Genomic DNA, 20,193 nt, shown 5'->3' with positions numbered 1-20,193 from the left:
TGTGTCAAGGCGGGAAAGCGTGCCTTGACACACCCGGCCGCCGACTGAAGGGATAGCTGGGATGAGGGGCGGGGGAGGTCTGGTGACGTCGTTGGCCGGGTTGCGTTGCCGGCCGCCGGTTCGCGTGTGGTGATGCTGTTGGTCGGCTCGCGCTGTCGGTTGCCGGCTGTCGGATCGCGGGTCGCGGGTCGGCGTCAGAGGCGTTGGCTGCCTGCGCCGCCCCGCTTGCGCGCCGGCTCGGCAGCCGCCCCGGCGACCAAGCCGCCCGCGCGGCCTCGGCGCCGCGAATCGGTTCGGCAGCCGCGCAGCCCGGCCGCACCGCACCCACCGGCGCCCCGCGCCGAGGCGGCCACCACGCCCACCGGCGCCATCCCGCCGCGGCAGCCTCCTCACCGCGGCAGCCATCCCGCCGCGGCCGCCACCCCGCCCCGGCGGCTCCGCCCCCGCAAACCACCCCGCCGCCCGGCCCGCCCGCCGAAACCCCCGCCGACCCGGGGGAATCTCTCCCCTCCCTGCGGCGTTACCCACCCCGACCGCACCGAGCCGCGGCTGCGGTGATCCCGCCGCAGGAATGCCTCCGCCCCAACGCCCGCGGGAATGATCGCCCCCGCGACCCGAGGCGTGGGAATGTCCCGCAGCGCCGGGGCGTTGAGAGGTACGCTGGAGGTTCGTCGACCTACAGACCCCCCGCCGCGCTCCTCCCGGACCCGGGCGGGTATCTTTGGAGACCGTGCCCGGCATGCGTCGGGCCGCTCCGCGTGCCGTGCGCATGGGCGGGGTGCTTCGGCACCCGGTCACCGGCTTCGGCAGGTCGGGGTTCCGACGGAAATCCCTCCGGGAAGTTACCGGTCGCGAGACCGTGACGCGGGCCGACACGCCCGACCGCGGGGGCCGGTGAAGACACGAAGAAGCAGATCACGACAGGAAGCTGGTCCATTGCCCACGATCCAGCAGCTGGTCCGCAAGGGCCGCCAGGACAAGGCTGCCAAGCAGAAGACGGCGGCCCTCAAGGGGAGCCCGCAGCGGCGTGGCGTGTGCACCCGCGTGTACACCACGACCCCCAAGAAGCCGAACTCGGCGCTGCGCAAGGTCGCGCGTGTGAAGCTGACCAGCGGCATCGAGGTCACCGCCTACATCCCCGGTGAGGGCCACAACCTGCAGGAGCACTCGATGGTGCTCGTGCGCGGTGGTCGTGTGAAGGACCTTCCGGGTGTCCGTTACAAGATCATCCGCGGTTCGCTCGACACCCAGGGTGTCAAGAACCGCAAGCAGGCGCGCAGCCGGTACGGCGCGAAGAAGGAGAAGAGCTAATGCCCCGCAAGGGTCCGGCCCCGAAGCGGCCGCTGATCTCCGACCCCGTCTACGCCTCCCCGCTGGTCACCCAGCTGGTGAACAAGGTGCTGAAGGACGGGAAGCGGTCCCTGGCCGAGCGCATCGTGTACGGCGCGCTCGAAGGCGCTCGCGAGAAGACCGGCACCGACCCGGTCGTCACGCTGAAGCGCGCCCTCGACAACGTGAAGCCCACCATCGAGGTGAAGAGCCGCCGCGTCGGTGGTGCCACCTACCAGGTGCCGATCGAGGTCAAGCCGGGCCGCTCCACCACGCTGGCCCTGCGCTGGCTGGTCTCCTTCTCGCAGGCCCGCCGCGAGAAGACGATGATCGAGCGCCTGCAGAACGAACTGCTGGACGCTTCCAACGGCCTCGGTGCCTCCGTGAAGCGTCGCGAAGACACGCACAAGATGGCCGAGTCCAACCGGGCCTTCGCGCACTACCGCTGGTGATGACCGCCCGGCTGTCGACCAAGCCATGCCGGGCCCCAAGCTTGAGAACAGGGGAACACTCTCGTGGCACGTGAAGTGCTGACCGACCTGAACAAGGTCCGCAACATCGGCATCATGGCCCACATCGACGCCGGCAAGACGACGACCACCGAGCGGATCCTGTTCTACACCGGGGTCAACTACAAGATCGGTGAAGTCCACGACGGCGCCGCCACCATGGACTGGATGGAGGAGGAGCAGAAGCGGGGTATCACCATCACCTCGGCTGCCACCACCACCTTCTGGGACGACCACCAGATCAACCTGATCGACACCCCCGGGCACGTCGACTTCACCGTCGAGGTGGAGCGCAACCTGCGGGTGCTCGACGGCGCGGTCGCCGTCTTCGACGGCAAGGAAGGTGTCGAGCCGCAGTCCGAGCAGGTCTGGCGGCAGGCGGACAAGTACGACGTCCCGCGCATCTGCTTCGTCAACAAGATGGACAAGCTGGGTGCGGACTACTACTACACCCTGCGCACCATCGAGGAGCGCCTCGGCGTCAAGCCGCTGGCGATCCAGTTGCCCATCGGCGCCGAGAACGACTTCGAAGGCGTCGTCGACCTGGTCCGCATGAAGGCCCTGGTCTGGCGCGGCGAGGTGCAGAAGGGCGAGGACTACACCGTCGAGGACATCCCGGCCGACCTGGCCGACCGGGCCGCGGAGTACCGCGAGAAGCTGGTCGAGACCGTCGCCGAGACCGACGACGCCCTGATGGAGAAGTTCCTCGAGGGCGAGGAACTGTCCGAGGCGGAGATCAAGGCGGGCATCCGCAAGATCGTCATCACCCGCTCGGCGTTCCCGGTCCTGGCCGGCTCCGCGTTCAAGAACAAGGGCGTGCAGCCCATGCTCGACGCGGTGATCGACTACCTGCCGTCGCCGCTGGACGTCCCGGCCGTCGAGGGCCTGCTCCCCGACGGTGAGACCCCGGCGACCCGCAAGGCGTCGGTCGACGAGCCGTTCGCCGCGCTCGCGTTCAAGATCGCCGCGCACCCGTTCTTCGGCAAGCTGACCTACATCCGGGTGTACTCGGGCAAGGTCGCTTCCGGCGCGCAGGTCATCAACGCGACCAAGGAGCGCAAGGAGCGCATCGGGAAGATCTTCCAGATGCACTCCAACAAGGAGAACCCGGTCGACGACGCCCAGGTCGGCCACATCTACGCGGTCATCGGGCTGAAGGACACCACCACGGGTGACACCCTGGCGGACCCGCAGAACCCGATCGTGCTGGAGTCGATGACGTTCCCCGAGCCGGTCATCCGGGTCGCGATCGAACCGAAGACGAAGGCCGACCAGGAGAAGCTGTCCCTGGCGATCCAGAAGCTGGCCGAAGAGGACCCGACGTTCCAGGTCAAGCTGGACGAGGACACCGGCCAGACGATCATCGCGGGCATGGGCGAGCTGCACCTCGAGGTGCTGGTGAACCGGATGAAGTCCGACTACAAGGTCGAGGCGAACATCGGCAAGCCGCAGGTCGCCTACCGTGAGACGATCAAGAAGACGGTCGACAAGCTCGACTACGTCCACAAGAAGCAGACCGGTGGTTCCGGCCAGTTCGCGAAGGTCATCGTGAAGCTGGAGCCGCTCGAGCGCACCGACGGCGCGCTCTACGAGTTCGACAACAAGGTGACCGGTGGCCGCGTGCCGCGGGAGTACATCCCGTCGGTGGACGCGGGCGCGCAGGACGCGATGCAGTACGGCGTCCTGGCCGGCTACCCGCTCGTCGGGTTGAAGTTCACCCTGTTGGATGGTGCGTACCACGAGGTCGACTCTTCGGAGATGGCGTTCAAGATCGCCGGTTCCATGGCGATGAAGGAAGCCGCGAAGAAGGCCGGCCCGGTGATCCTGGAGCCGATGATGGCGGTCGAGGTGACCACGCCCGAGGACTACATGGGTGACGTCATCGGTGACCTCAACTCCCGCCGTGGTCAGATCCAGGCCATGGAGGAGCGGTCCGGTACCCGTGTCGTGAAGGCACTGGTCCCGCTGTCGGAGATGTTCGGCTACGTCGGCGACCTGCGGTCCCGCACCCAGGGCCGGGCGAACTACTCCATGGTGTTCGACTCCTACGCCGAGGTTCCCGCGAACGTCGCGAAGGAAATCATCGCGAAGGCGACGGGGGAGTAGTTCCCCCAGCGCTCGCGGGCATTAAGGGACTCTCCTGAACGTCCGCAGCACCGACGAAGGAACAATCACGGGGCGGCAGCCACGCCGCCCCGTGAGCACAAAGCGAAATCAGTCCAGGAGGACATTCCAGTGGCGAAGGCGAAATTCGAGCGGACCAAGCCGCACGTCAACATCGGCACCATCGGTCACGTTGACCACGGCAAGACGACTCTGACCGCGGCCATCACCAAGGTGCTGCACGACAAGTACCCGGAGCTGAACGAGTCGCGGGCGTTCGACCAGATCGACAACGCGCCGGAAGAGAAGCAGCGCGGCATCACGATCAACATCTCGCACGTCGAGTACCAGACCGAGAAGCGTCACTACGCGCACGTGGACGCCCCCGGTCACGCGGACTACATCAAGAACATGATCACCGGTGCCGCCCAGATGGACGGCGCGATCCTGGTCGTGGCCGCCACCGACGGCCCGATGCCGCAGACCCGTGAGCACGTGCTGCTCGCCCGCCAGGTCGGCGTGCCCTACATCGTGGTCGCGCTGAACAAGGCCGACATGGTCGACGACGAGGAGATCCTCGAGCTCGTCGAGCTGGAGGTCCGCGAGCTGCTGTCCTCGCAGGAGTTCCCGGGCGACGACGCGCCGGTCGTGCGCGTTTCCGGCCTGAAGGCCCTCGAGGGCGACGAGAAGTGGTCCGAGGCCGTTCTCGAGCTGATGAGCGCCGTCGACGACAACGTGCCGGACCCGGTGCGTGAGCTCGACAAGCCGTTCCTGATGCCGATCGAGGACGTCTTCACCATCACCGGTCGTGGCACCGTGGTGACCGGTCGCGTCGAGCGCGGCCAGATCAACGTCAACGAAGAGGTCGAGATCGTGGGTATCCGCGAGAAGTCGACCAAGACCACCGTCACCGGTGTCGAGATGTTCCGCAAGCTGCTCGACTCGGGCCAGGCGGGCGACAACGTCGGCCTGCTGGTCCGCGGTATCAAGCGCGAGGACGTCGAGCGCGGCCAGGTCGTCGTGAAGCCGGGCACCACCACCCCGCACACCGACTTCGAGGGCCGGGTCTACATCCTGTCGAAGGACGAGGGTGGCCGTCACACCCCGTTCTTCAACAACTACCGCCCGCAGTTCTACTTCCGCACCACCGACGTGACCGGCGTCGTGACCCTCCCCGAGGGCACCGAGATGGTCATGCCGGGCGACAACACCGACATCTCGGTCCAGCTGATCCAGCCGGTCGCGATGGACGAGGGTCTGCGCTTCGCCATCCGCGAGGGTGGCCGGACCGTCGGCGCGGGCCAGGTCACCAAGATCAACAAGTGACGTAGGCGCCCTGCGCCCGGGTAATACACCCCCGGGTGCAGGGCGTCAACTCACGTGTGCGACACTATTTTGGTTGCTCGTCCTGGGGCGGCCGATCCCTTTGGGGTCCGGCCGCCTCGGTGCGAGTGGCCACGGTCCGCGGAGCTCTTTCCTTCGGGTGAGGCGAGCGGGCAAGGGCGGTGAGACGGTCCAGCCGGCTCATAGCCTCCTCACGTTGAGGAAGACCAGGCAAGACGACGATCCCGCGGGATCCGTCTGTGCGTCGGGCGCGACACGCCCGACCGCGTGGACCGGGGACAGGGCCGTTGAACTGCGGAAACCCGGCCAGGGTGGGGACACCCGGCGGGGTTTTGTGAGATAGCGGCACGAGACGACAAGGAACGAGCAGCCACCATGGCGGGACAGAAGATCCGCATCCGGCTCAAGGCCTACGACCACGAGGCGATCGACACCTCGGCGCGCAAGATCGTGGAGACGGTCACGCGCACCGGCGCCCGGGTTGTCGGGCCGGTGCCGCTGCCCACCGAGAAGAACGTTTACTGCGTCATCCGCTCGCCGCACAAGTACAAGGACTCGCGCGAGCACTTCGAGATGCGCACGCACAAGCGTCTGATCGACATCCTCGACCCGACGCCGAAGACGGTCGACGCGCTCATGCGCATCGACCTGCCGGCGAGCGTCGACGTCAACATCCAGTAAGCGTTGGGCGAGCGGCGGAGATAAGAGACTCACATGTCTGACAGGCAGATGAAGGGCATCCTGGGCACCAAGCTCGGCATGACCCAGGTCTTCGACGAGCAGAACCGGGTTGTCCCGGTCACCGTCGTCAAGGCCGGTCCGAACGTGGTCACCCAGGTTCGGACCCAGGACAAGGACGGCTACGCGGCCGTGCAGCTGGCGTTCGGCGCGGTCGACCCGCGCAAGGTGAACAAGCCGCGCACCGGCCACTTCGACAAGGCGAGCGTGACCCCGCGCCGGTTCCTCGCCGAGCTGCGCACCACCGACGCCGAGACCTACGAGGTCGGCCAGGAGATCACCGCCGAGGTGTTCGCCGCCGGCGTCGAGGTCGACGTGACCGGGACCAGCAAGGGCAAGGGCTACGCGGGTGTCATGAAGCGCCACGGTTTCAAGGGCCAGGGCGCGAGCCACGGTGCCCAGGCCGTGCACCGCAAGCCGGGTTCGATCGGTGGCTGCGCCACCCCCGGCCGCGTCTTCAAGGGCCTGCGCATGGCGGGCCGGATGGGCAACGACCGGGTCACCACGCAGAACCTGACCGTGCACGCCGTGCGTGCCGAGGACGGCCTGCTGCTGATCAAGGGCGCCGTGCCCGGTCCCAAGGGCGGCCTGCTGTTCGTGCGCAGCGCCGCGAAGGGTGGTAACTCCGAATGACAAGCGTCGAGCTGAAGACCCCGGCCGGTAAAGCCGACGGCACGGTCGATCTCCCCGCGGAGATCTTCGACGTGCAGGCCAATGTCGCGCTGATGCACCAGGTGGTGGTGGCTCAGCAGGCCGCCGCGCGCCAGGGCACGCACGACACGAAGACCCGTGGTGAGGTTCGCGGTGGCGGCAAGAAGCCGTACCGCCAGAAGGGCACCGGCCGTGCCCGCCAGGGTTCGACCCGCGCGCCGCAGTTCGCCGGCGGTGGCGTCGTGCACGGCCCCACGCCGCGCGACTACACCCAGCGCACCCCGAAGAAGATGAAGGCCGCCGCTCTGCGTGGCGCCCTCTCCGACCGGGCCCGCGCCGGCCAGCTGCACGTCGTCACCGAGCTGGTGACCGGCGAGAAGCCGTCGACCAAGGCCGCCAAGACCGTCCTCGCCGCCGTCACGGCCGCGAAGCGCGTTCTCGTGGTGCTGGACCGGGCCGACGAGCTGAGCTGGGTTTCCCTGCGGAACCTGCCCGAGGTGCACCTGCTCTGGGCCGACCAGCTCAACACCTACGACGTGCTGGTCAACGACGACGTCGTGTTCACCAAGGCCGCGTACGACGCGTTCGTCGCCGGCCCCGTCCGCGGTAAGACCGTCAAGGCTTCCGCGCGGTCGGGCGAGGTCACGGAAGGGAGTGACGAGAAGTGAGTTCGGTCGCCATTCCGGACCCCCGCGACATCCTGCTCGCGCCGGTCATCTCCGAGAAGTCCTACGGGCTGCTCGAGGACCACAAGTACACGTTCATCGTCCGCCCGGACGCCAACAAGACCCAGATCAAGATCGCGGTCGAGAAGGTGTTCGGCGTCAAGGTGGTCAGCGTCAACACGGCCAACCGCCAGGGCAAGCGGAAGCGGACTCGCGCCGGCTTCGGCAAGCGCAAGGACACCAAGCGCGCCATCGTGACTCTTTCGCCCGAGAGCAAGGCGATCGAGATCTTCGGCGGACCCACCGCGTAAAGGACTGAGCTGACAATGGGCATCCGCAAGTACAAGCCGACGACCCCGGGTCGTCGCGGTTCGAGCGTCTCGGACTTCGCCGAGATCACCCGCTCCACCCCGGAGAAGTCGCTGCTTCGTCCGCTGAGCGGTTCGGGCGGTCGCAACTCGTCCGGCAAGATCACCACCCGGCACAAGGGTGGCGGCCACAAGCGCGCCTACCGCGTCATCGACTTCCGTCGCAATGACAAGGACGGCATCCCCGCCAAGGTCGCGCACATCGAGTACGACCCCAACCGGTCCGCTCGCATCGCGCTGCTGCACTACGCCGACGGCGAGAAGCGCTACATCATCGCGCCGGAGAAGCTGAAGCAGGGCGACACCGTCGAGAACGGCCCCCGGGCCGACATCAAGCCGGGCAACAACCTGCCGCTGCGCAACATCCCGGTCGGCACCGTGATCCACGCGATCGAGCTCCGCCCCGGCGGCGGCGCGAAGATGGCGCGGTCCGCGGGCGCGAAGGTGCAGCTCGTCGCCAAGGACGGGCCGTACGCCCAGCTGCGTCTCCCCTCGGGCGAGATCCGCAACGTGGACGTGCGCAACCGCGCCACGGTCGGCGAGGTCGGCAACTCCGAGCACGCCAACATCAACTGGGGCAAGGCCGGCCGCAACCGCTGGCGCGGCAAGCGCCCCACGGTCCGTGGTGTCGTCATGAACCCGGTCGACCACCCGCACGGTGGTGGTGAGGGCAAGACCTCCGGTGGTCGCCACCCGGTCAACCCGAACGGTAAGCCCGAGGGCCGCACGCGTCGCCGCAAGGCGTCCGACGCCCTCATCGTCCGCCGCCGGCGTACCGGCAAGAAGCGCTGAGCAGGGAGGTAGAAGCACATGCCACGCAGCCTTAAGAAGGGCCCGTTCGTGGACGACCACCTGCTCAAGAAGGTGGACGCGCTGAACGAATCGGGCAAGAAGACGGTCATCAAGACCTGGTCGCGCCGCTCGACGATCATCCCGGACTTCCTGGGACACACGATCGCGGTGCACGACGGCCGCAAGCACGTCCCGGTGTTCGTCACCGAGGCGATGGTGGGTCACAAGCTGGGGGAATTCGCCCCGACGCGGACCTTCAAGGGCCACATCAAGGACGACCGCAAGTCGCGCCGCCGCTGAGCGGGCACGAGAAAAGACAAGGGAAGTAGCGATGAACGCCCAGAACGACGCGACGACCGAGGCTGAACTGCCTACGGCGTACGCGCGGGCTCGCTTCGTCCGGGACTCGCCGACCAAGGTGCGCCGGGTGATCGAGCTCATCAAGGGACGTAGCGCCGCCGACGCCTTGGCCGTGCTCCGGTTCGCCCCGCAGGCGGCCAGCGAGCCGGTCGCGAAGGTGCTCGCCAGCGCCGTGGCCAACGCCGAGAACAACCTTCAGCTGGACCCGGAGACGCTCTGGGTCAAGAACGCGTACGCCGACGAGGGCCCCACCCTCAAGCGCATCCGCCCGCGGGCCCAGGGCCGCGCGTACCGGATCCGCAAGCGGACCAGCCACATCACCGTCGAGGTGGAGTCGCGTCCGGCCGTCGCGCAGAAGGCTCAGAGCAAGAAGAAGGCAGGTGGCCGGTAGTGGGCCAGAAGATCAACCCGCACGGTTTCCGCCTGGGTATCACCACGGACTGGAAGTCGCGCTGGTACGCCGACAAGCAGTACGCCGAGTACGTGGCCGAGGACGTCAAGATCCGCAAGCTCCTCGCCACCGGCATGGAGCGCGCGGGCATCTCCAAGGTCGAGATCGAGCGCACCCGTGACCGCGTCCGCGTGGACATCCACACCGCCCGGCCGGGCATCGTCATCGGCCGCCGCGGCGCGGAGGCCGACCGGATCCGCGGCGCGCTGGAGAAGCTGACCAAGAAGCAGGTCCAGCTGAACATCCTCGAGGTCAAGAACCCCGAGGCCGACGCCCAGCTGGTCGCCCAGGCGGTCGCGGAGCAGCTCTCCAACCGCGTGGCGTTCCGCCGCGCGATGCGGAAGGCGATCCAGACCTCCATGCGCTCGCCGCAGGTCAAGGGCATCCGCGTGCAGTGCGGCGGTCGTCTCGGCGGCGCCGAGATGTCCCGCTCGGAGCACTACCGCGACGGCCGCGTCCCGCTGCACACGCTGCGCGCCGACATCGACTACGGCTTCTTCGAGGCCAAGACGACGTTCGGTCGCATCGGCGTCAAGGTGTGGATCTACAAGGGTGAGCTCGTCGGTGGCCTGAAGGCCCGCGAAGCCCGCGACGCCGCCGAGCGCGCGCCGCGTCGCGACCGCGACCGCAGCGACCGGCCGTCCCGCCCGCGTCGTTCCGGCGCCTCGGGCACGACCGCCACCTCGACCGAAGCCGGTCGTGCGGCCGCTGCCGCCACGACCGAGGCCCCGGCGGCCCCGGCCACCGAGACCGCAGAAAAGACGGAGGGCTGAGACGTGCTCATCCCGCGCAGGGTCAAGCACCGGAAGCAGCACTCCCCGAAGCGCCACGGCGCCGCCAAGGGTGGCACGAAGGTCAGCTTCGGCGAGTACGGCATCCAGGCGCTTGAGCACAGCTACGTGACGAACCGGCAGATCGAGTCCGCTCGTATCGCCATGACCCGTCACATCAAGCGTGGTGGCAAGGTGTGGACGACCATCTACCCGGACCGCCCGCTGACCAAGAAGCCGGCCGAAACCCGGATGGGTTCCGGTAAGGGTTCGCCCGAGTGGTGGATCGCCAACGTGAAGCCGGGCCGCGTGATGTTCGAGATCTCGTTCCCGAACGAGGAGACGGCTCGCGAGGCGCTGCGCCGCGCGATCCACAAGCTGCCCATGAAGTGCCGCATCGTGACCCGTGAAGGTGGTGAGTTCTGATGGCTAACGCAGGTGCCGCTCAGGCATCGGAGCTGCGTGAGCTCACCGCGGAAGAGCTCGTCCTGCGTCTGAAGGAATACAAGGAGGAGCTCTTCAACCTCCGCTTCCAGATGGCGACCGGGCAGCTCGACAACAACCGCCGTCTGCGCACCGTCCGCACGGACATCGCGCGGATCTACACGGTCATGCGCGAGCGCGAACTCGGCCTGTCCGTTGCCCCCGACGCCGAGAGTGAAGGTGCCGCATGAGCGAGCCCACCACCGAGACGCCGGCCCGGAACGACCGCAAGGTCCGCGAGGGCTACGTCGTCTCGGACAAGATGAACAAGACGATCGTGGTCGAGCTCGAGGACCGCAAGAAGCACCCCCGTTACTCGAAGGTCGTCCGCACCACCTCCAAGGTGAAGGTGCACGACGAGAACAACGAGGCGGGCGTGGGCGACCGGGTCACCCTGATGGAGACCCGCCCGCTGTCGGCATCGAAGCGGTGGCGCCTGGTGCAGATCGTGGAGAAGGCCAAGTAAGCAGGGCTCTTCGGAGTTCTTAGTTCCGCAAGGCTCGCCCGTCCTGGGCGAGAACCGGCGCGACATACAGGAGTAGACGTGATCCAGCAGGAGTCGCGGCTTCGGGTAGCCGACAACACGGGTGCAAAGGAAATCCTCTGCATCCGCGTTCTCGGTGGCTCCGGGCGGCGCTACGCCGGCATCGGCGACATCATCGTCGCCACCGTGAAGGACGCCATCCCGGCCGCCGGGGTGAAGAAGGGCGACGTCGTCAAGGCCGTCATCGTCCGCACGGTCAAGGAGCGCCGTCGTCCGGACGGTTCCTACATCCGGTTCGACGAGAACGCCGCCGTGCTCATCAAGAACGACAACGAGCCCCGCGGCACCCGCATCTTCGGCCCGGTGGGCCGCGAGCTGCGCGACCGAAAGTTCATGAAGATCATTTCGCTCGCGCCGGAGGTGCTGTGATGAAGGTGAAGAAGGGCGACACGGTCGTCGTCATCGCCGGCAAGGACAAGGGCGCCAAGGGCAAGGTCATCCAGGCTTACCCCGAGCGCGAGCGCGTGCTGGTCGAAGGCGTGAACCGGATCAAGAAGCACACGCGGATCAGCCAGACCCAGCGCGGCGCGCAGTCCGGCGGCATCGTCACGCAGGAGGCGCCCATCCACGTCTCGAACGTGATGGTCGTCGACTCGGACGGCAAGCCGGCCCGGGTGGGTTACCGCATCGGCGAGGACGGCAAGAAGGTCCGGATCTCGCGCCGGAACGGTAAGGACATCTGATGACCACCGCTGAGAAGACCTCGCCGCGCCTCAAGGTGCGGTACCGCGAGGAAATCAAGGGCCAGCTGCAGGCCGAGTTCTCCTTCGCCAACGTCCACCAGATCCCGGGCGTGACGAAGGTCGTCGTGAACATGGGCGTCGGCGACGCCGCCCGCGACAGCAAGCTGATCGAGGGCGCGGTCAAGGACCTCGCCCTGATCACCGGCCAGAAGCCGGAGGTCCGGAAGGCCCGCAAGTCCATCGCGCAGTTCAAGCTGCGCGAGGGCCAGCCGATCGGCGCGCGCGTCACGCTGCGCGGCGACCGGATGTGGGAGTTCCTCGACCGGCTGCTGACCATCGCGCTGCCGCGTATCCGCGACTTCCGCGGGCTTTCGCCGAAGCAGTTCGACGGCCACGGCAACTACACGTTCGGTCTCAACGAGCAGTCGATGTTCCACGAGATCGACCCCGACTCCATCGACCGCCCGCGCGGCATGGACGTCACCGTCGTCACGACCGCCACGAACGACGACGAGGGCCGGGCGCTGCTGCGCAAGCTCGGCTTCCCGTTCAAGGAGAACTGAGCCGATGGCCAAGAAAGCACTGGTCCACAAGGCCGCGAAGAAGCCGAAGTTCGCCGTGCGCGCCTACACCCGCTGCCAGCGGTGCGGCCGTCCGCACGCCGTGTTCCGCAAGTTCGGGCTCTGCCGGATCTGCCTTCGCGAGATGGCGCACGCGGGCGAGCTGCCCGGCGTCCGCAAGTCCAGCTGGTAAGAGCTTCTTTTTAACTCCAGATTCGCCACAGGCCCCGCCCGCTCCGGCGGGCGGGGAACCAGGCGAGAAAGGTTGACAGGTCACCATGACGATGACCGACCCCATCGCAGACTTCTTGACGCGTCTGCGCAACGCGAACTCGGCGTACCACGACGAGGTCAAGCTCCCGCACTCGAAGCTCAAGGCGAACATCGCCGAGATCCTCAAGCGCGAGGGCTACATCGCGGGTTACCACGACGAGCCGGGCGAGAAGCACAAGAACCTCGTCGTCGAGCTCAAGTACGGCCCCAACCGTGAGCGGAGCATCGCCGGCCTGCGGCGCGTCTCCAAGCCCGGTCTGCGGGTCTACGCAAAGTCCACCGAACTGCCGTCGGTCCTCGGCGGCCTGGGCATCGCGATCATTTCGACGTCCGGTGGTCTGCAGACGGACCGGCAGGCCAAGCGCAACAGCGTGGGCGGCGAAGTCCTCGCCTACGTCTGGTAAGGGAAGGGGAACAGGCATGTCACGCATCGGAAAGCTGCCGGTCGCCGTCCCTTCCGGGGTCGAGGTGACCATCGACGGTCAGCTGATCAAGGTCAAGGGGCCCAAGGGCACCCTCGAGCACACCGTCGCCGAGCCGATCACCGTCGAGCGCGACGAAGACGGCACGCTGCTGGTGAAGCGCCCGGACGACGAGCGCACCTCCAAGGCGCTGCACGGGCTCACCCGCACGCTGGTGAACAACCTCGTCGTCGGCGTCACCGCCGGCTACGAGAAGAAGATGGAAATCCACGGCGTGGGTTACCGCGTGCAGGCCAAGGGCGCGGACCTCGAGTTCGCCCTCGGCTACTCGCACCCGGTCAAGATCGAGGCCCCGGAGGGCATCACCTTCAAGGTGGAGACCCCGACCCGGTTCTCGGTCTCGGGCATCGACAAGCAGAAGGTCGGCCAGATCTCGGCCGTCATCCGCAAGCTGCGTCGCCCGGACCCGTACAAGGGCAAGGGCCTGCGCTACGAGGGTGAGAAGATCCGCCGCAAGGTCGGAAAGACGGGTAAGTGATCATGAGCGACACGACTACGAAGCGCAAGCCGGTGGGCAAGGACATCTCGACCCGCCGCCGCGTCGCGAAGGCCCGTCGGCACTTCCGGCTCCGCAAGAAGGTCTCGGGCACGGACCAGCGTCCGCGCCTGGTCGTCAAGCGGTCCTCGCGGCACATCGCCGTGCAGGTGATCGACGACCTGGCCGGCCACACGCTGGTGTCGGCGTCCACCCTCGAGGCGGACGTCCGGTCGGTCGACGGCGACAAGAAGGCCAAGGCCGCCAAGGTCGGGGAACTCGTCGCCGCGCGGGCCAAGAACGCCGGGATCTCGGCTGTGGTGTTCGACCGTGGGGGCAACGCCTACCACGGCCGCATCGCCGCGCTCGCCGACGCCGCCCGTGAGGCGGGGTTGGAGTTCTGACGATGCAGAAGCTTGTTAACGGAAGGAAAGCCTGATGCCGGGACGTACACGGCAATTCGGCGGCGGCCAGGGTGGACCCGGCGGGCAGGGCGGCAACGACCGCGGTGACCGTCGCGACCGCCGCGACCGGCGCGACAGCGGCCGTGGCGGGGCGGCCCAGGACAAGACCCCGCACCTCGAGAAGGTCGTGACGATCAACCGCGTCGCCAAGGTCGTCAAGGGTGGTCGTCGCTTCAGCTTCACCGCCCTGGTGGTCGTCGGCGACGGCGACGGTCAGGTCGGCGTCGGCTACGGCAAGGCCAAGGAAGTTCCCGCGGCCATCGCCAAGGGCGTCGAGGAAGCGAAGAAGAACTTCTTCCGCGTCCCGCGCGTCGGCGGCACCATTCCGCACCCGATCCAGGGTGAGGAAGCCGCCGGTGTGGTGCTGCTCCGCCCGGCTTCCGCCGGTACCGGCGTCATCGCCGGTGGCCCGGTGCGCGCCGTGCTGGAGTGCGCGGGTGTCCACGACGTGCTGTCGAAGTCGCTCGGCTCCGACAACGCGATCAACATCGTGCACGCGACCGTGGCGGCCCTGAAGGGCCTGCAGCGTCCCGAAGAGGTCGCGGCCCGCCGCGGTCTCCCGCTCGAGGACGTCGCGCCGGCCCGGATGCTGCGCCAGCGCGCGGGCCAGGGGGTCTGACATGGCTCAGCTCAAGGTCACCCAGGTCAAGAGCAAGATCGGCACGAAGCACGCTCACCGCGAGTCGCTGCGCACCCTCGGGCTGCGCAAGATCCGCCAGAGCGTCGTGCGTGAAGACACCCCCCAGGTGCGCGGCCTGATCCACACCGTCCGCCACCTGGTGGAGGTCGAGGAGGTCAAGGCATGACGGCCATCAAGATCCACCACCTGCGTCCGGCTCCGGGCGCCAAGCGCGACAAGATCCGCGTGGGCCGTGGTGAGGGTTCGAAGGGCAAGACGGCCGGTCGCGGTACGAAGGGCACCAAGGCCCGGAAGAACGTGCCGGCCCGGTTCGAGGGTGGGCAGATGCCCATCCAGATGCGGCTCCCGAAGCTCCGCGGCTTCAAGAACCGCTTCCGCACCGAGTACCAGCCGGTGAACGTGGGCGACATCGCCCGCGTCTTCCCGGACGGCGGCACCATCGGCGCCGACGAGCTGGTCAAGGGCGGTCTGGTCCGCAAGGGCAAGCTGGTGAAGGTCCTCGGCAACGGCGACGTGAACGGCGTCAAGCTGAACGTCACCGCCGACGCGTTCTCCGGCTCCGCTAAGGAGAAGCTCGAAGCGGCCGGTGGCTCCGCCACCACCAACTGAGGCTGCTCGTTTGAAGGCCCGTCCGGCTCGCGCCGGGCGGGCCTTCGGCGTTCCCGGACTTCCTTGCCGGAAGCCGGATCCGGGCGGAGGATCACAGGGGTGGACAGACCCGCACAAGACCCCCCACCCCCGGCCGGCGCGGCGGATTCCCCGCTGAGCTTCCCGGTCGAGGCGCCCAAGCTCGCCGGGGTCGAGCCGGGAGCCGGAGCACCGGAAGGCGCCCCGGGGGAGGCGGCAGTGCCGAGGCAGGACGACCCCCTGGCCTTCCCCGCGGAGCCGGCGGCCGCACCACCGCCGGCCCTCTCTGAGGGGGCCACAGCGACGAGGCAGGGCGATCCGCTGGCGTTCCCTGCGGCGGCCGCACCGCGCACCGAGCCGCCGCTGTTCCCGGCGGATGCGCCGGTGACCCCGCCTGCGGATCCGCTGGCGTTCCCGTCGGAGGCGGCGGCCGAACGGCCGCGGCAGGGCGATCCGCTCACCTTCCCCGCGCCAGGCGCACCCCACACCGAGCCACCGCTCTTCCCGGCGGATACCCCGCCCGCGGAGCCCCTCGCCTTCCCCGCGGCAGCCACACCCCGCACCGAGCCACCGCTCTTCCCACCCCCCACCCCGCCCGGCCAACTACCCTTCCCGGTCGCCGAGCTCCCCACCGTCGCCGCGCCCCCACCGCCTGCCCCCGCGCCCGCCCAAGCCCCCGCTCCCGAGCCGCCCGCCTCCCGGCTGCCCCGGCACCTTCCGGCGGTCCTCGCGGCCCTCGCCGCCCTTCTGGCCGTCGGAGGGTGCTTCCTGCCGCTCTTCCGGATGCTCCAGGAGCTCTCCTTCCGCCAGGGCTTCGGCGACGCCCAGCTGACCATCACCGAGACCGCCTGGGGCAACCGCATCGAAGTCTCCGGCCAGGAACCCACCGACCGTCCCGGGGTGCCCGTCGGCATCCCCGTCATCGTCGCGATCGTTCTCCTGGCCGCGGCGGCGTTCGCGGCCTTCTCCCGGCCCGGGCGGGGCCTGACCCGGTGGCTGCTGTCGGCCGGTGCGGTGTTCGCCGCGGGGGTCGTCACCACCGTTGCGATGTTCCGGTTCGAGCTGGCTGCCATCGCCGGGGAAGAGGTGGACCTGGAGGTCACCACCGGACCCGGCATGTGGCTGCTGGCCCTGGCCGCCGTGACGGCCGCCGCCGCGGCGGTCGTGGCGCACCTGCCCCTCCTCGGCCACCTCCGGGACCCCGCCTGGGCCGATCCCGCCGTCGCCTACGCCGACACCCCGACGCCGCCCTCCGGGGTCGCGATCACCGTGCTGCCCCCGGACGAGCCGGACGAGCCGGACGAACCGCCGCTACGGTGAACACGTGTGGGTCTTCTTCGGCGCCTCCGTGCTCGTCGCCCTTACGCCAGGGGCGAACAACCTGCTCGGCCTCCACCACGGCATGACGCACGGTGTTCGCCACGGCCTCGCCGGCCTGGGGGGCCGGCTGGCCGCCTTCACCCTGCTGATCGCCGCCGTCGCGGCCGGGCTCGGGCAGCTCCTGGCCGCCTCCGAGACCGCTCTGACGATCATCAAGTGGGCCGGCGCCGCCTACCTGCTCTACCTCGGCGTCCGCCTGCTGTGGTCCACCTTCCGGGGCAAAAACACCCCGGACGAGTTGCCCAAAACCCCCACTACGGCCTGGCGTGTCACCCGTAAGGAGTTCGGGGTCGCGATCACCAACCCGAAGGCGATCCTGATCTTCACCGCCTTCGTCCCGCAGTTCATCGACGCAGGTCACGGTCCCTTCTCGACGCAGATCGCGCTGCTCGGCGCGGGCTACCTGCTGGCCGAGTTCCTGGCCGGCTCGGTCTACGTCGTCGCCGGCGCCGCGGTGAAGACGGTCAAGCTGCCCCGGCGGGGCGTCGACCGGGCCACCGGGGTGGTGCTCGTCGGGCTGGCCGGCGTGCTCGCGACGTCGAACGCCTGATCCATCATCTGTCAAGGAATACCGCCAAGACGGCGATGTGGATCAACCCGCCGGAGCAACCTTGGTACGGAAAACGCACACGGACTGCGGACACGCCCTGTGAAGCTGTTAGAGTCGGCGACACGCTTCGGGACGAGTGTGCCCCGAAGCGTTCCTGGCTTGCGTGCCAGTAGTGCTGTGTGTTCCCGCCGGCCCCGTGCCGGCCAAGCCGATCGTCGGTTAGGACAGCCGACGACGCCGAGGAGGTCCCCCGCGTGCTCAGCGCCTTCCGCTCGGCTCTCGCGACGCCGGATCTACGCAAGAAGATCCTGTTCACGCTAGCCATCGTCGCGGTTTACCGAATCGGTGCGACCATTCCGGCGCCCGGCATCTCGTACGGTGCCGTACAGGCTTGTAGCTCCCAGGCGCAGCAGGAGGGCGTCTACCAGCTGCTGAACCTGTTCAGCGGTGGTGCGCTGCTGCAGCTGTCGCTCTTCTCGACCGGCATCATGCCGTACATCACGGCGAGCATCATCATCCAGCTGCTCACCGTGGTCATCCCGCGGTTCGAGGAGCTGAAGAAGGAAGGGCAGTCCGGCCAGGGCAAGCTGACCCAGTACACCCGGTACCTGACGATCGCGCTGGCGATCCTGCAGGCCACCGGGGTGGTCGCGCTCGCGGACCGCAAGCAGCTCTTCCCGGACTGCGACCAGCCGATCATCCCGGACAACAGCGTCTACTCGCTGGCGATCATCGTCATCACCATGACCGCGGGCACCGCCGTCATGATGTGGCTGGGCGAGCTGATCACCGAGCGCGGCGTCGGCAACGGCATGTCCGTCCTGATCTTCCTGAACATCGCCGCGCGCATCCCGGTCGAGGGCGGCAACATCCTCAGCAACGCCGGTGGCCTCGGCCTGGCCGTCGTCTGCGCCTTCGGCCTGGTGATCATCGCCAGCGTCATCTTCGTCGAGCAGGGCCAGCGCCGGATCCCGGTGCAGTACGCCAAGCGCATGATCGGCCGCCGGATGTACGGCGGCACGTCGACCTACCTGCCGATCAAGGTGAACCAGGCCGGCGTCATCCCGGTCATCTTCGCGTCGTCCCTGCTGTACCTGCCGGACCTGATCAGCCGCCTCGTCGGCGACCAGAACGCCAACTCCGGCTGGCAGGTGTTCATCAAGAACTACATCGTGAACCAGTCCAGCTGGGTGCACATCCTGCTGTACTTCGCGCTGATCATCTTCTTCACGTACTTCTACATCACGATCACGTTCAACGTGGACGAGCGTGCGGAAGAGATGAAGAAGTTCGGTGGCTTCATCCCGGGCATCCGCCCCGGCCGCCCGACCGCCGAGTACCTCAGCTTCGTGCTGGGCCGGATCACCCTGCCGGGCTCGCTGTACCTGGGCATCATCGCGATCCTCCCGAACTTCTTCCTGTCGGTGACCGGTAGCGGGAACAACCAGAACTTCCCGTTCGGTGGCACGGCTGTGCTGATCATGGTCGGTGTCGGCCTCGACACCGTGAAGCAGATCGAAAGCCAGCTGATGCAGCGCAACTACGAAGGGTTCTTGAAGTGACGCGCCTGGTTCTCGTCGGCCCGCCCGGTGCGGGCAAGGGCACGCAGGCGGTGGCCCTGTCCGAGCAGCTGCGCATCCCGCACATCTCGACCGGTGACCTGTTCCGCGCCCACGTCGGCCAGGAGACCCCGCTCGGCCAGGAGGCGAAGCGCTACCTGGACTCGGGCGAGCTCGTGCCCGACTCGGTGACCAACGAAATGGTCCGCGAGCGGCTCGCCGAGCCGGACGCCAAGGCCGGCTTCCTGCTCGACGGCTTCCCCCGCAACACCAAGCAGGCCGAGGTCCTCGGCGAGATCCTGGGCGACGCGGACGTCACGCTCGACGCCGTGATCCAGCTGCAGGTGCCGGAGGACGTCGTCGTCGCGCGGCTCATGTCGCGCGGCCGCGCGGACGACACCGAAGAGGTCATCCGCCGCCGTCAGCAGATCTACGTGTCGGACACCGCGCCGCTGCTGGAGTACTACGCCGACATCCTGGTGACCGTCGACGGTGTCGGCAGCGTCGAGGAGATCTCCGGCCGGGTGCTGAAAGCGCTGCGCGACCGCACGTGAACCTCGGAGGATTGCGTGTTCTGCAAGTGCTCCGCCGTGGGCGCATGATCGAAGTCAAGACCCCGGACGAGCTGCAGGCGATGCGGGCCGCGGGCCTCGTCGTCGCCCGCACGCTCGCGGCGGTCCGCGCCGCGGCGAAGCCCGGTGTCAGCACGGCCGAGCTCGACGAGCTGGCCGAGCAGACGATCCGGGACGCCGGCGCGGTGCCGTCGTTCAAGGGCTACCACGGGTTCCCGGCGTCGATCTGCGCGTCGGTGAACGAGCAGATCGTGCACGGCATCCCGGCGAAGACCCAGGTGCTGGCCGACGGCGACATCATCTCCGTCGACTGCGGCGCCATCCTCGACGGCTGGCACGGCGACTCCGCCGTCACGCTGGCCATCGGCAAGGTCTCCGACGCCGACCTGGCGCTGTCCGCGGCGACCGAGGCGGCGATGTGGGCCGGCATCGAGGCGGTCAGCGCCGGCGGCCGGCTCACCGACATCTCCCACGCCGTCCAGTCCGCCGCCGAGCGCGCGGGCCGCGACGACGGCATCGAGTACGGGATGATCGTCGAGTACGGCGGCCACGGCATCGGCCGCCAGATGCACATGGACCCGTTCCTGCCGAACGTCGGCAAGCCCGGCAAGGGCCCCCGGCTCAAGCCCGGCATGGCCCTGGCGATCGAGCCGATGCTCACCGGCGGCGGCGGCGAGACCCGCGAGCTGGACGACGGCTGGACGGTCGTCACGGCCGACGGCTCCCGCGCGGCCCACTGGGAGCACACCGTCGCGATCACCGAAGACGGTCCCTGGGTGCTGACGGCCCCGGGAGACGCCTGACCTGCGCAAACGCCCTCG

General features: G+C 68.5%; 30 protein-coding genes. All 30 read left to right on the top strand.

Annotated features, from left to right (window positions below; translation table 11 throughout):
* Positions 1 to 936 precede the first annotated feature (936 nt).
* The 30 genes from rpsL to map all read left to right on the top strand — a co-directional run bounded on the left by rpsL (position 937) and on the right by map (position 20,175).
* Positions 937 to 1,311, top strand: coding sequence for a 30S ribosomal protein S12 (rpsL, locus tag ACWEF6_RS32000; protein WP_003102113.1), 375 nt, complete (start codon positions 937 to 939; stop codon positions 1,309 to 1,311).
* Positions 1,311 to 1,781 (top strand): 30S ribosomal protein S7, encoded by a 471-nt coding sequence (rpsG, locus tag ACWEF6_RS31995; RefSeq protein WP_003102106.1) that lies wholly within the window; start codon positions 1,311 to 1,313, stop codon positions 1,779 to 1,781. The genes rpsL and rpsG overlap by 1 nt, the downstream gene beginning before the upstream one ends.
* A 63-nt stretch (positions 1,782 to 1,844) precedes the next feature.
* Entirely contained in the window at positions 1,845 to 3,944 is a 2,100-nt protein-coding gene (gene fusA / locus ACWEF6_RS31990) for an elongation factor G (protein ID WP_449686334.1), read from the top strand.
* A gap of 129 nt (positions 3,945 to 4,073) precedes the next feature.
* Positions 4,074 to 5,267 carry an elongation factor Tu gene (tuf, locus tag ACWEF6_RS31985; RefSeq protein WP_086842945.1) on the top strand — a complete coding sequence of 398 codons (1,194 nt, stop codon included), beginning with the start codon at positions 4,074 to 4,076 and terminating at the stop codon, positions 5,265 to 5,267.
* 393 nt (positions 5,268 to 5,660) lie between these two features.
* Positions 5,661 to 5,966, top strand: a complete 306-nt coding sequence (rpsJ, locus tag ACWEF6_RS31980; RefSeq protein ID WP_003102098.1) for a 30S ribosomal protein S10 — start codon at positions 5,661 to 5,663, stop codon at positions 5,964 to 5,966.
* A gap of 33 nt (positions 5,967 to 5,999) precedes the next feature.
* On the top strand, positions 6,000 to 6,656 hold the full coding sequence (gene rplC, locus ACWEF6_RS31975; protein ID WP_449686333.1) for a 50S ribosomal protein L3: 657 nt from the start codon (positions 6,000 to 6,002) through the stop codon (positions 6,654 to 6,656).
* Complete coding sequence (gene rplD / locus ACWEF6_RS31970; RefSeq protein WP_310967699.1) at positions 6,653 to 7,342, top strand: 50S ribosomal protein L4; 690 nt, start codon at positions 6,653 to 6,655, stop codon at positions 7,340 to 7,342. The genes rplC and rplD overlap by 4 nt, the downstream gene beginning before the upstream one ends.
* Entirely contained in the window at positions 7,339 to 7,650 is a 312-nt protein-coding gene (gene rplW, locus ACWEF6_RS31965) for a 50S ribosomal protein L23 (RefSeq protein ID WP_003102087.1), read from the top strand. Before rplD ends, rplW begins: the two co-directional genes overlap by 4 nt.
* Before the next feature lie 15 nt (positions 7,651 to 7,665).
* Complete coding sequence (gene rplB, locus ACWEF6_RS31960; protein ID WP_310967696.1) at positions 7,666 to 8,499, top strand: 50S ribosomal protein L2; 834 nt, start codon at positions 7,666 to 7,668, stop codon at positions 8,497 to 8,499.
* An 18-nt stretch (positions 8,500 to 8,517) separates the two neighbouring features.
* Positions 8,518 to 8,799 (top strand): 30S ribosomal protein S19, encoded by a 282-nt coding sequence (gene rpsS / locus ACWEF6_RS31955; protein ID WP_003102083.1) that lies wholly within the window; start codon positions 8,518 to 8,520, stop codon positions 8,797 to 8,799.
* Between the two features lie 31 nt (positions 8,800 to 8,830).
* Positions 8,831 to 9,250, top strand: coding sequence for a 50S ribosomal protein L22 (gene rplV, locus ACWEF6_RS31950; protein ID WP_013222606.1), 420 nt, complete (start codon positions 8,831 to 8,833; stop codon positions 9,248 to 9,250).
* Positions 9,250 to 10,083 carry a 30S ribosomal protein S3 gene (gene rpsC / locus ACWEF6_RS31945; RefSeq protein WP_072474761.1) on the top strand — a complete coding sequence of 278 codons (834 nt, stop codon included), beginning with the start codon at positions 9,250 to 9,252 and terminating at the stop codon, positions 10,081 to 10,083. Before rplV ends, rpsC begins: the two co-directional genes overlap by 1 nt.
* Positions 10,084 to 10,086: 3 nt before the next feature.
* Entirely contained in the window at positions 10,087 to 10,506 is a 420-nt protein-coding gene (gene rplP, locus ACWEF6_RS31940; protein WP_004558864.1) for a 50S ribosomal protein L16, read from the top strand.
* Positions 10,506 to 10,754: a 50S ribosomal protein L29 gene (rpmC, locus tag ACWEF6_RS31935; protein ID WP_013222608.1), complete on the top strand. Its 249-nt coding sequence runs from the start codon at positions 10,506 to 10,508 to the stop codon at positions 10,752 to 10,754. The genes rplP and rpmC overlap by 1 nt, the downstream gene beginning before the upstream one ends.
* On the top strand, positions 10,751 to 11,029 hold the full coding sequence (rpsQ, locus tag ACWEF6_RS31930; RefSeq protein ID WP_004558866.1) for a 30S ribosomal protein S17: 279 nt from the start codon (positions 10,751 to 10,753) through the stop codon (positions 11,027 to 11,029). The genes rpmC and rpsQ overlap by 4 nt, the downstream gene beginning before the upstream one ends.
* A gap of 78 nt (positions 11,030 to 11,107) precedes the next feature.
* Entirely contained in the window at positions 11,108 to 11,476 is a 369-nt protein-coding gene (rplN, locus tag ACWEF6_RS31925; RefSeq protein WP_004558867.1) for a 50S ribosomal protein L14, read from the top strand.
* Complete coding sequence (gene rplX / locus ACWEF6_RS31920; protein WP_013222610.1) at positions 11,476 to 11,790, top strand: 50S ribosomal protein L24; 315 nt, start codon at positions 11,476 to 11,478, stop codon at positions 11,788 to 11,790. The genes rplN and rplX overlap by 1 nt, the downstream gene beginning before the upstream one ends.
* Positions 11,790 to 12,353: a 50S ribosomal protein L5 gene (gene rplE, locus ACWEF6_RS31915; RefSeq protein ID WP_013222611.1), complete on the top strand. Its 564-nt coding sequence runs from the start codon at positions 11,790 to 11,792 to the stop codon at positions 12,351 to 12,353. The genes rplX and rplE overlap by 1 nt, the downstream gene beginning before the upstream one ends.
* Before the next feature lie 4 nt (positions 12,354 to 12,357).
* Complete coding sequence (locus tag ACWEF6_RS31910) at positions 12,358 to 12,543, top strand: type Z 30S ribosomal protein S14 (RefSeq protein WP_004558870.1); 186 nt, start codon at positions 12,358 to 12,360, stop codon at positions 12,541 to 12,543.
* A gap of 85 nt (positions 12,544 to 12,628) precedes the next feature.
* Complete coding sequence (gene rpsH, locus ACWEF6_RS31905) at positions 12,629 to 13,027, top strand: 30S ribosomal protein S8 (RefSeq protein ID WP_004558871.1); 399 nt, start codon at positions 12,629 to 12,631, stop codon at positions 13,025 to 13,027.
* A gap of 16 nt (positions 13,028 to 13,043) precedes the next feature.
* Positions 13,044 to 13,583 (top strand): 50S ribosomal protein L6, encoded by a 540-nt coding sequence (gene rplF, locus ACWEF6_RS31900; protein ID WP_004558872.1) that lies wholly within the window; start codon positions 13,044 to 13,046, stop codon positions 13,581 to 13,583.
* A gap of 2 nt (positions 13,584 to 13,585) precedes the next feature.
* Positions 13,586 to 13,984 (top strand): 50S ribosomal protein L18, encoded by a 399-nt coding sequence (gene rplR / locus ACWEF6_RS31895; RefSeq protein WP_449686332.1) that lies wholly within the window; start codon positions 13,586 to 13,588, stop codon positions 13,982 to 13,984.
* Positions 13,985 to 14,018: 34 nt separating this feature from the next.
* The gene (gene rpsE / locus ACWEF6_RS31890) at positions 14,019 to 14,663 is read left to right on the top strand and encodes a 30S ribosomal protein S5 (protein ID WP_004558874.1); all 645 of its coding nucleotides are present in this window, start codon (positions 14,019 to 14,021) and stop codon (positions 14,661 to 14,663) included.
* Position 14,664: 1 nt separating this feature from the next.
* Positions 14,665 to 14,850: a 50S ribosomal protein L30 gene (gene rpmD, locus ACWEF6_RS31885; protein ID WP_033291195.1), complete on the top strand. Its 186-nt coding sequence runs from the start codon at positions 14,665 to 14,667 to the stop codon at positions 14,848 to 14,850.
* Positions 14,847 to 15,293 carry a 50S ribosomal protein L15 gene (gene rplO, locus ACWEF6_RS31880; protein WP_086842934.1) on the top strand — a complete coding sequence of 149 codons (447 nt, stop codon included), beginning with the start codon at positions 14,847 to 14,849 and terminating at the stop codon, positions 15,291 to 15,293. Before rpmD ends, rplO begins: the two co-directional genes overlap by 4 nt.
* A gap of 801 nt (positions 15,294 to 16,094) precedes the next feature.
* Positions 16,095 to 16,631: a hypothetical protein gene (locus ACWEF6_RS31875; protein WP_449686331.1), complete on the top strand. Its 537-nt coding sequence runs from the start codon at positions 16,095 to 16,097 to the stop codon at positions 16,629 to 16,631.
* Between the two features lie 4 nt (positions 16,632 to 16,635).
* A complete protein-coding gene (locus ACWEF6_RS31870) occupies positions 16,636 to 17,241 on the top strand; it encodes a LysE family translocator (protein WP_449686330.1) in 606 nt (201 codons plus the stop codon).
* Positions 17,242 to 17,495: 254 nt separating this feature from the next.
* Positions 17,496 to 18,803, top strand: a complete 1,308-nt coding sequence (gene secY, locus ACWEF6_RS31865) for a preprotein translocase subunit SecY (RefSeq protein WP_449686329.1) — start codon at positions 17,496 to 17,498, stop codon at positions 18,801 to 18,803.
* Entirely contained in the window at positions 18,800 to 19,354 is a 555-nt protein-coding gene (locus ACWEF6_RS31860) for an adenylate kinase (protein ID WP_449686328.1), read from the top strand. Before secY ends, ACWEF6_RS31860 begins: the two co-directional genes overlap by 4 nt.
* Before the next feature lie 44 nt (positions 19,355 to 19,398).
* A complete protein-coding gene (map, locus tag ACWEF6_RS31855; RefSeq protein ID WP_449686327.1) occupies positions 19,399 to 20,175 on the top strand; it encodes a type I methionyl aminopeptidase in 777 nt (258 codons plus the stop codon).
* Positions 20,176 to 20,193 lie beyond the last annotated feature (18 nt).

The organism is Amycolatopsis sp. NPDC004772 (assembly GCF_053601215.1).
This window is presented reverse-complemented; position numbering and strand designations above follow the sequence as displayed.

Bases quoted from the DNA above. Each gene is read 5' to 3' on its own strand.
- rpsG (WP_003102106.1), top strand. From the start codon at position 1,311: ATGCCCCGCAAGGGTCCGGCCCCGAAGCGGCCGCTGATCTCCGACCCC.
- rpsJ (WP_003102098.1), top strand. From the start codon at position 5,661: ATGGCGGGACAGAAGATCCGCATCCGGCTCAAGGCCTACGACCACGAG.
- rplC (WP_449686333.1), top strand. From the start codon at position 6,000: ATGTCTGACAGGCAGATGAAGGGCATCCTGGGCACCAAGCTCGGCATG.
- rplD (WP_310967699.1), top strand. From the start codon at position 6,653: ATGACAAGCGTCGAGCTGAAGACCCCGGCCGGTAAAGCCGACGGCACG.
- rplB (WP_310967696.1), top strand. From the start codon at position 7,666: ATGGGCATCCGCAAGTACAAGCCGACGACCCCGGGTCGTCGCGGTTCG.
- rpsS (WP_003102083.1), top strand. From the start codon at position 8,518: ATGCCACGCAGCCTTAAGAAGGGCCCGTTCGTGGACGACCACCTGCTC.
- rplV (WP_013222606.1), top strand. From the start codon at position 8,831: ATGAACGCCCAGAACGACGCGACGACCGAGGCTGAACTGCCTACGGCG.
- rpmC (WP_013222608.1), top strand. From the start codon at position 10,506: ATGGCTAACGCAGGTGCCGCTCAGGCATCGGAGCTGCGTGAGCTCACC.
- rpsQ (WP_004558866.1), top strand. From the start codon at position 10,751: ATGAGCGAGCCCACCACCGAGACGCCGGCCCGGAACGACCGCAAGGTC.
- rplX (WP_013222610.1), top strand. From the start codon at position 11,476: ATGAAGGTGAAGAAGGGCGACACGGTCGTCGTCATCGCCGGCAAGGAC.
- rplE (WP_013222611.1), top strand. From the start codon at position 11,790: ATGACCACCGCTGAGAAGACCTCGCCGCGCCTCAAGGTGCGGTACCGC.
- ACWEF6_RS31910 (WP_004558870.1), top strand. From the start codon at position 12,358: ATGGCCAAGAAAGCACTGGTCCACAAGGCCGCGAAGAAGCCGAAGTTC.
- rpsH (WP_004558871.1), top strand. From the start codon at position 12,629: ATGACGATGACCGACCCCATCGCAGACTTCTTGACGCGTCTGCGCAAC.
- rplF (WP_004558872.1), top strand. From the start codon at position 13,044: ATGTCACGCATCGGAAAGCTGCCGGTCGCCGTCCCTTCCGGGGTCGAG.
- rplR (WP_449686332.1), top strand. From the start codon at position 13,586: ATGAGCGACACGACTACGAAGCGCAAGCCGGTGGGCAAGGACATCTCG.
- rpsE (WP_004558874.1), top strand. From the start codon at position 14,019: ATGCCGGGACGTACACGGCAATTCGGCGGCGGCCAGGGTGGACCCGGC.
- rpmD (WP_033291195.1), top strand. From the start codon at position 14,665: ATGGCTCAGCTCAAGGTCACCCAGGTCAAGAGCAAGATCGGCACGAAG.
- rplO (WP_086842934.1), top strand. From the start codon at position 14,847: ATGACGGCCATCAAGATCCACCACCTGCGTCCGGCTCCGGGCGCCAAG.
- ACWEF6_RS31875 (WP_449686331.1), top strand. From the start codon at position 16,095: ATGCTCCAGGAGCTCTCCTTCCGCCAGGGCTTCGGCGACGCCCAGCTG.
- map (WP_449686327.1), top strand. From the start codon at position 19,399: ATGATCGAAGTCAAGACCCCGGACGAGCTGCAGGCGATGCGGGCCGCG.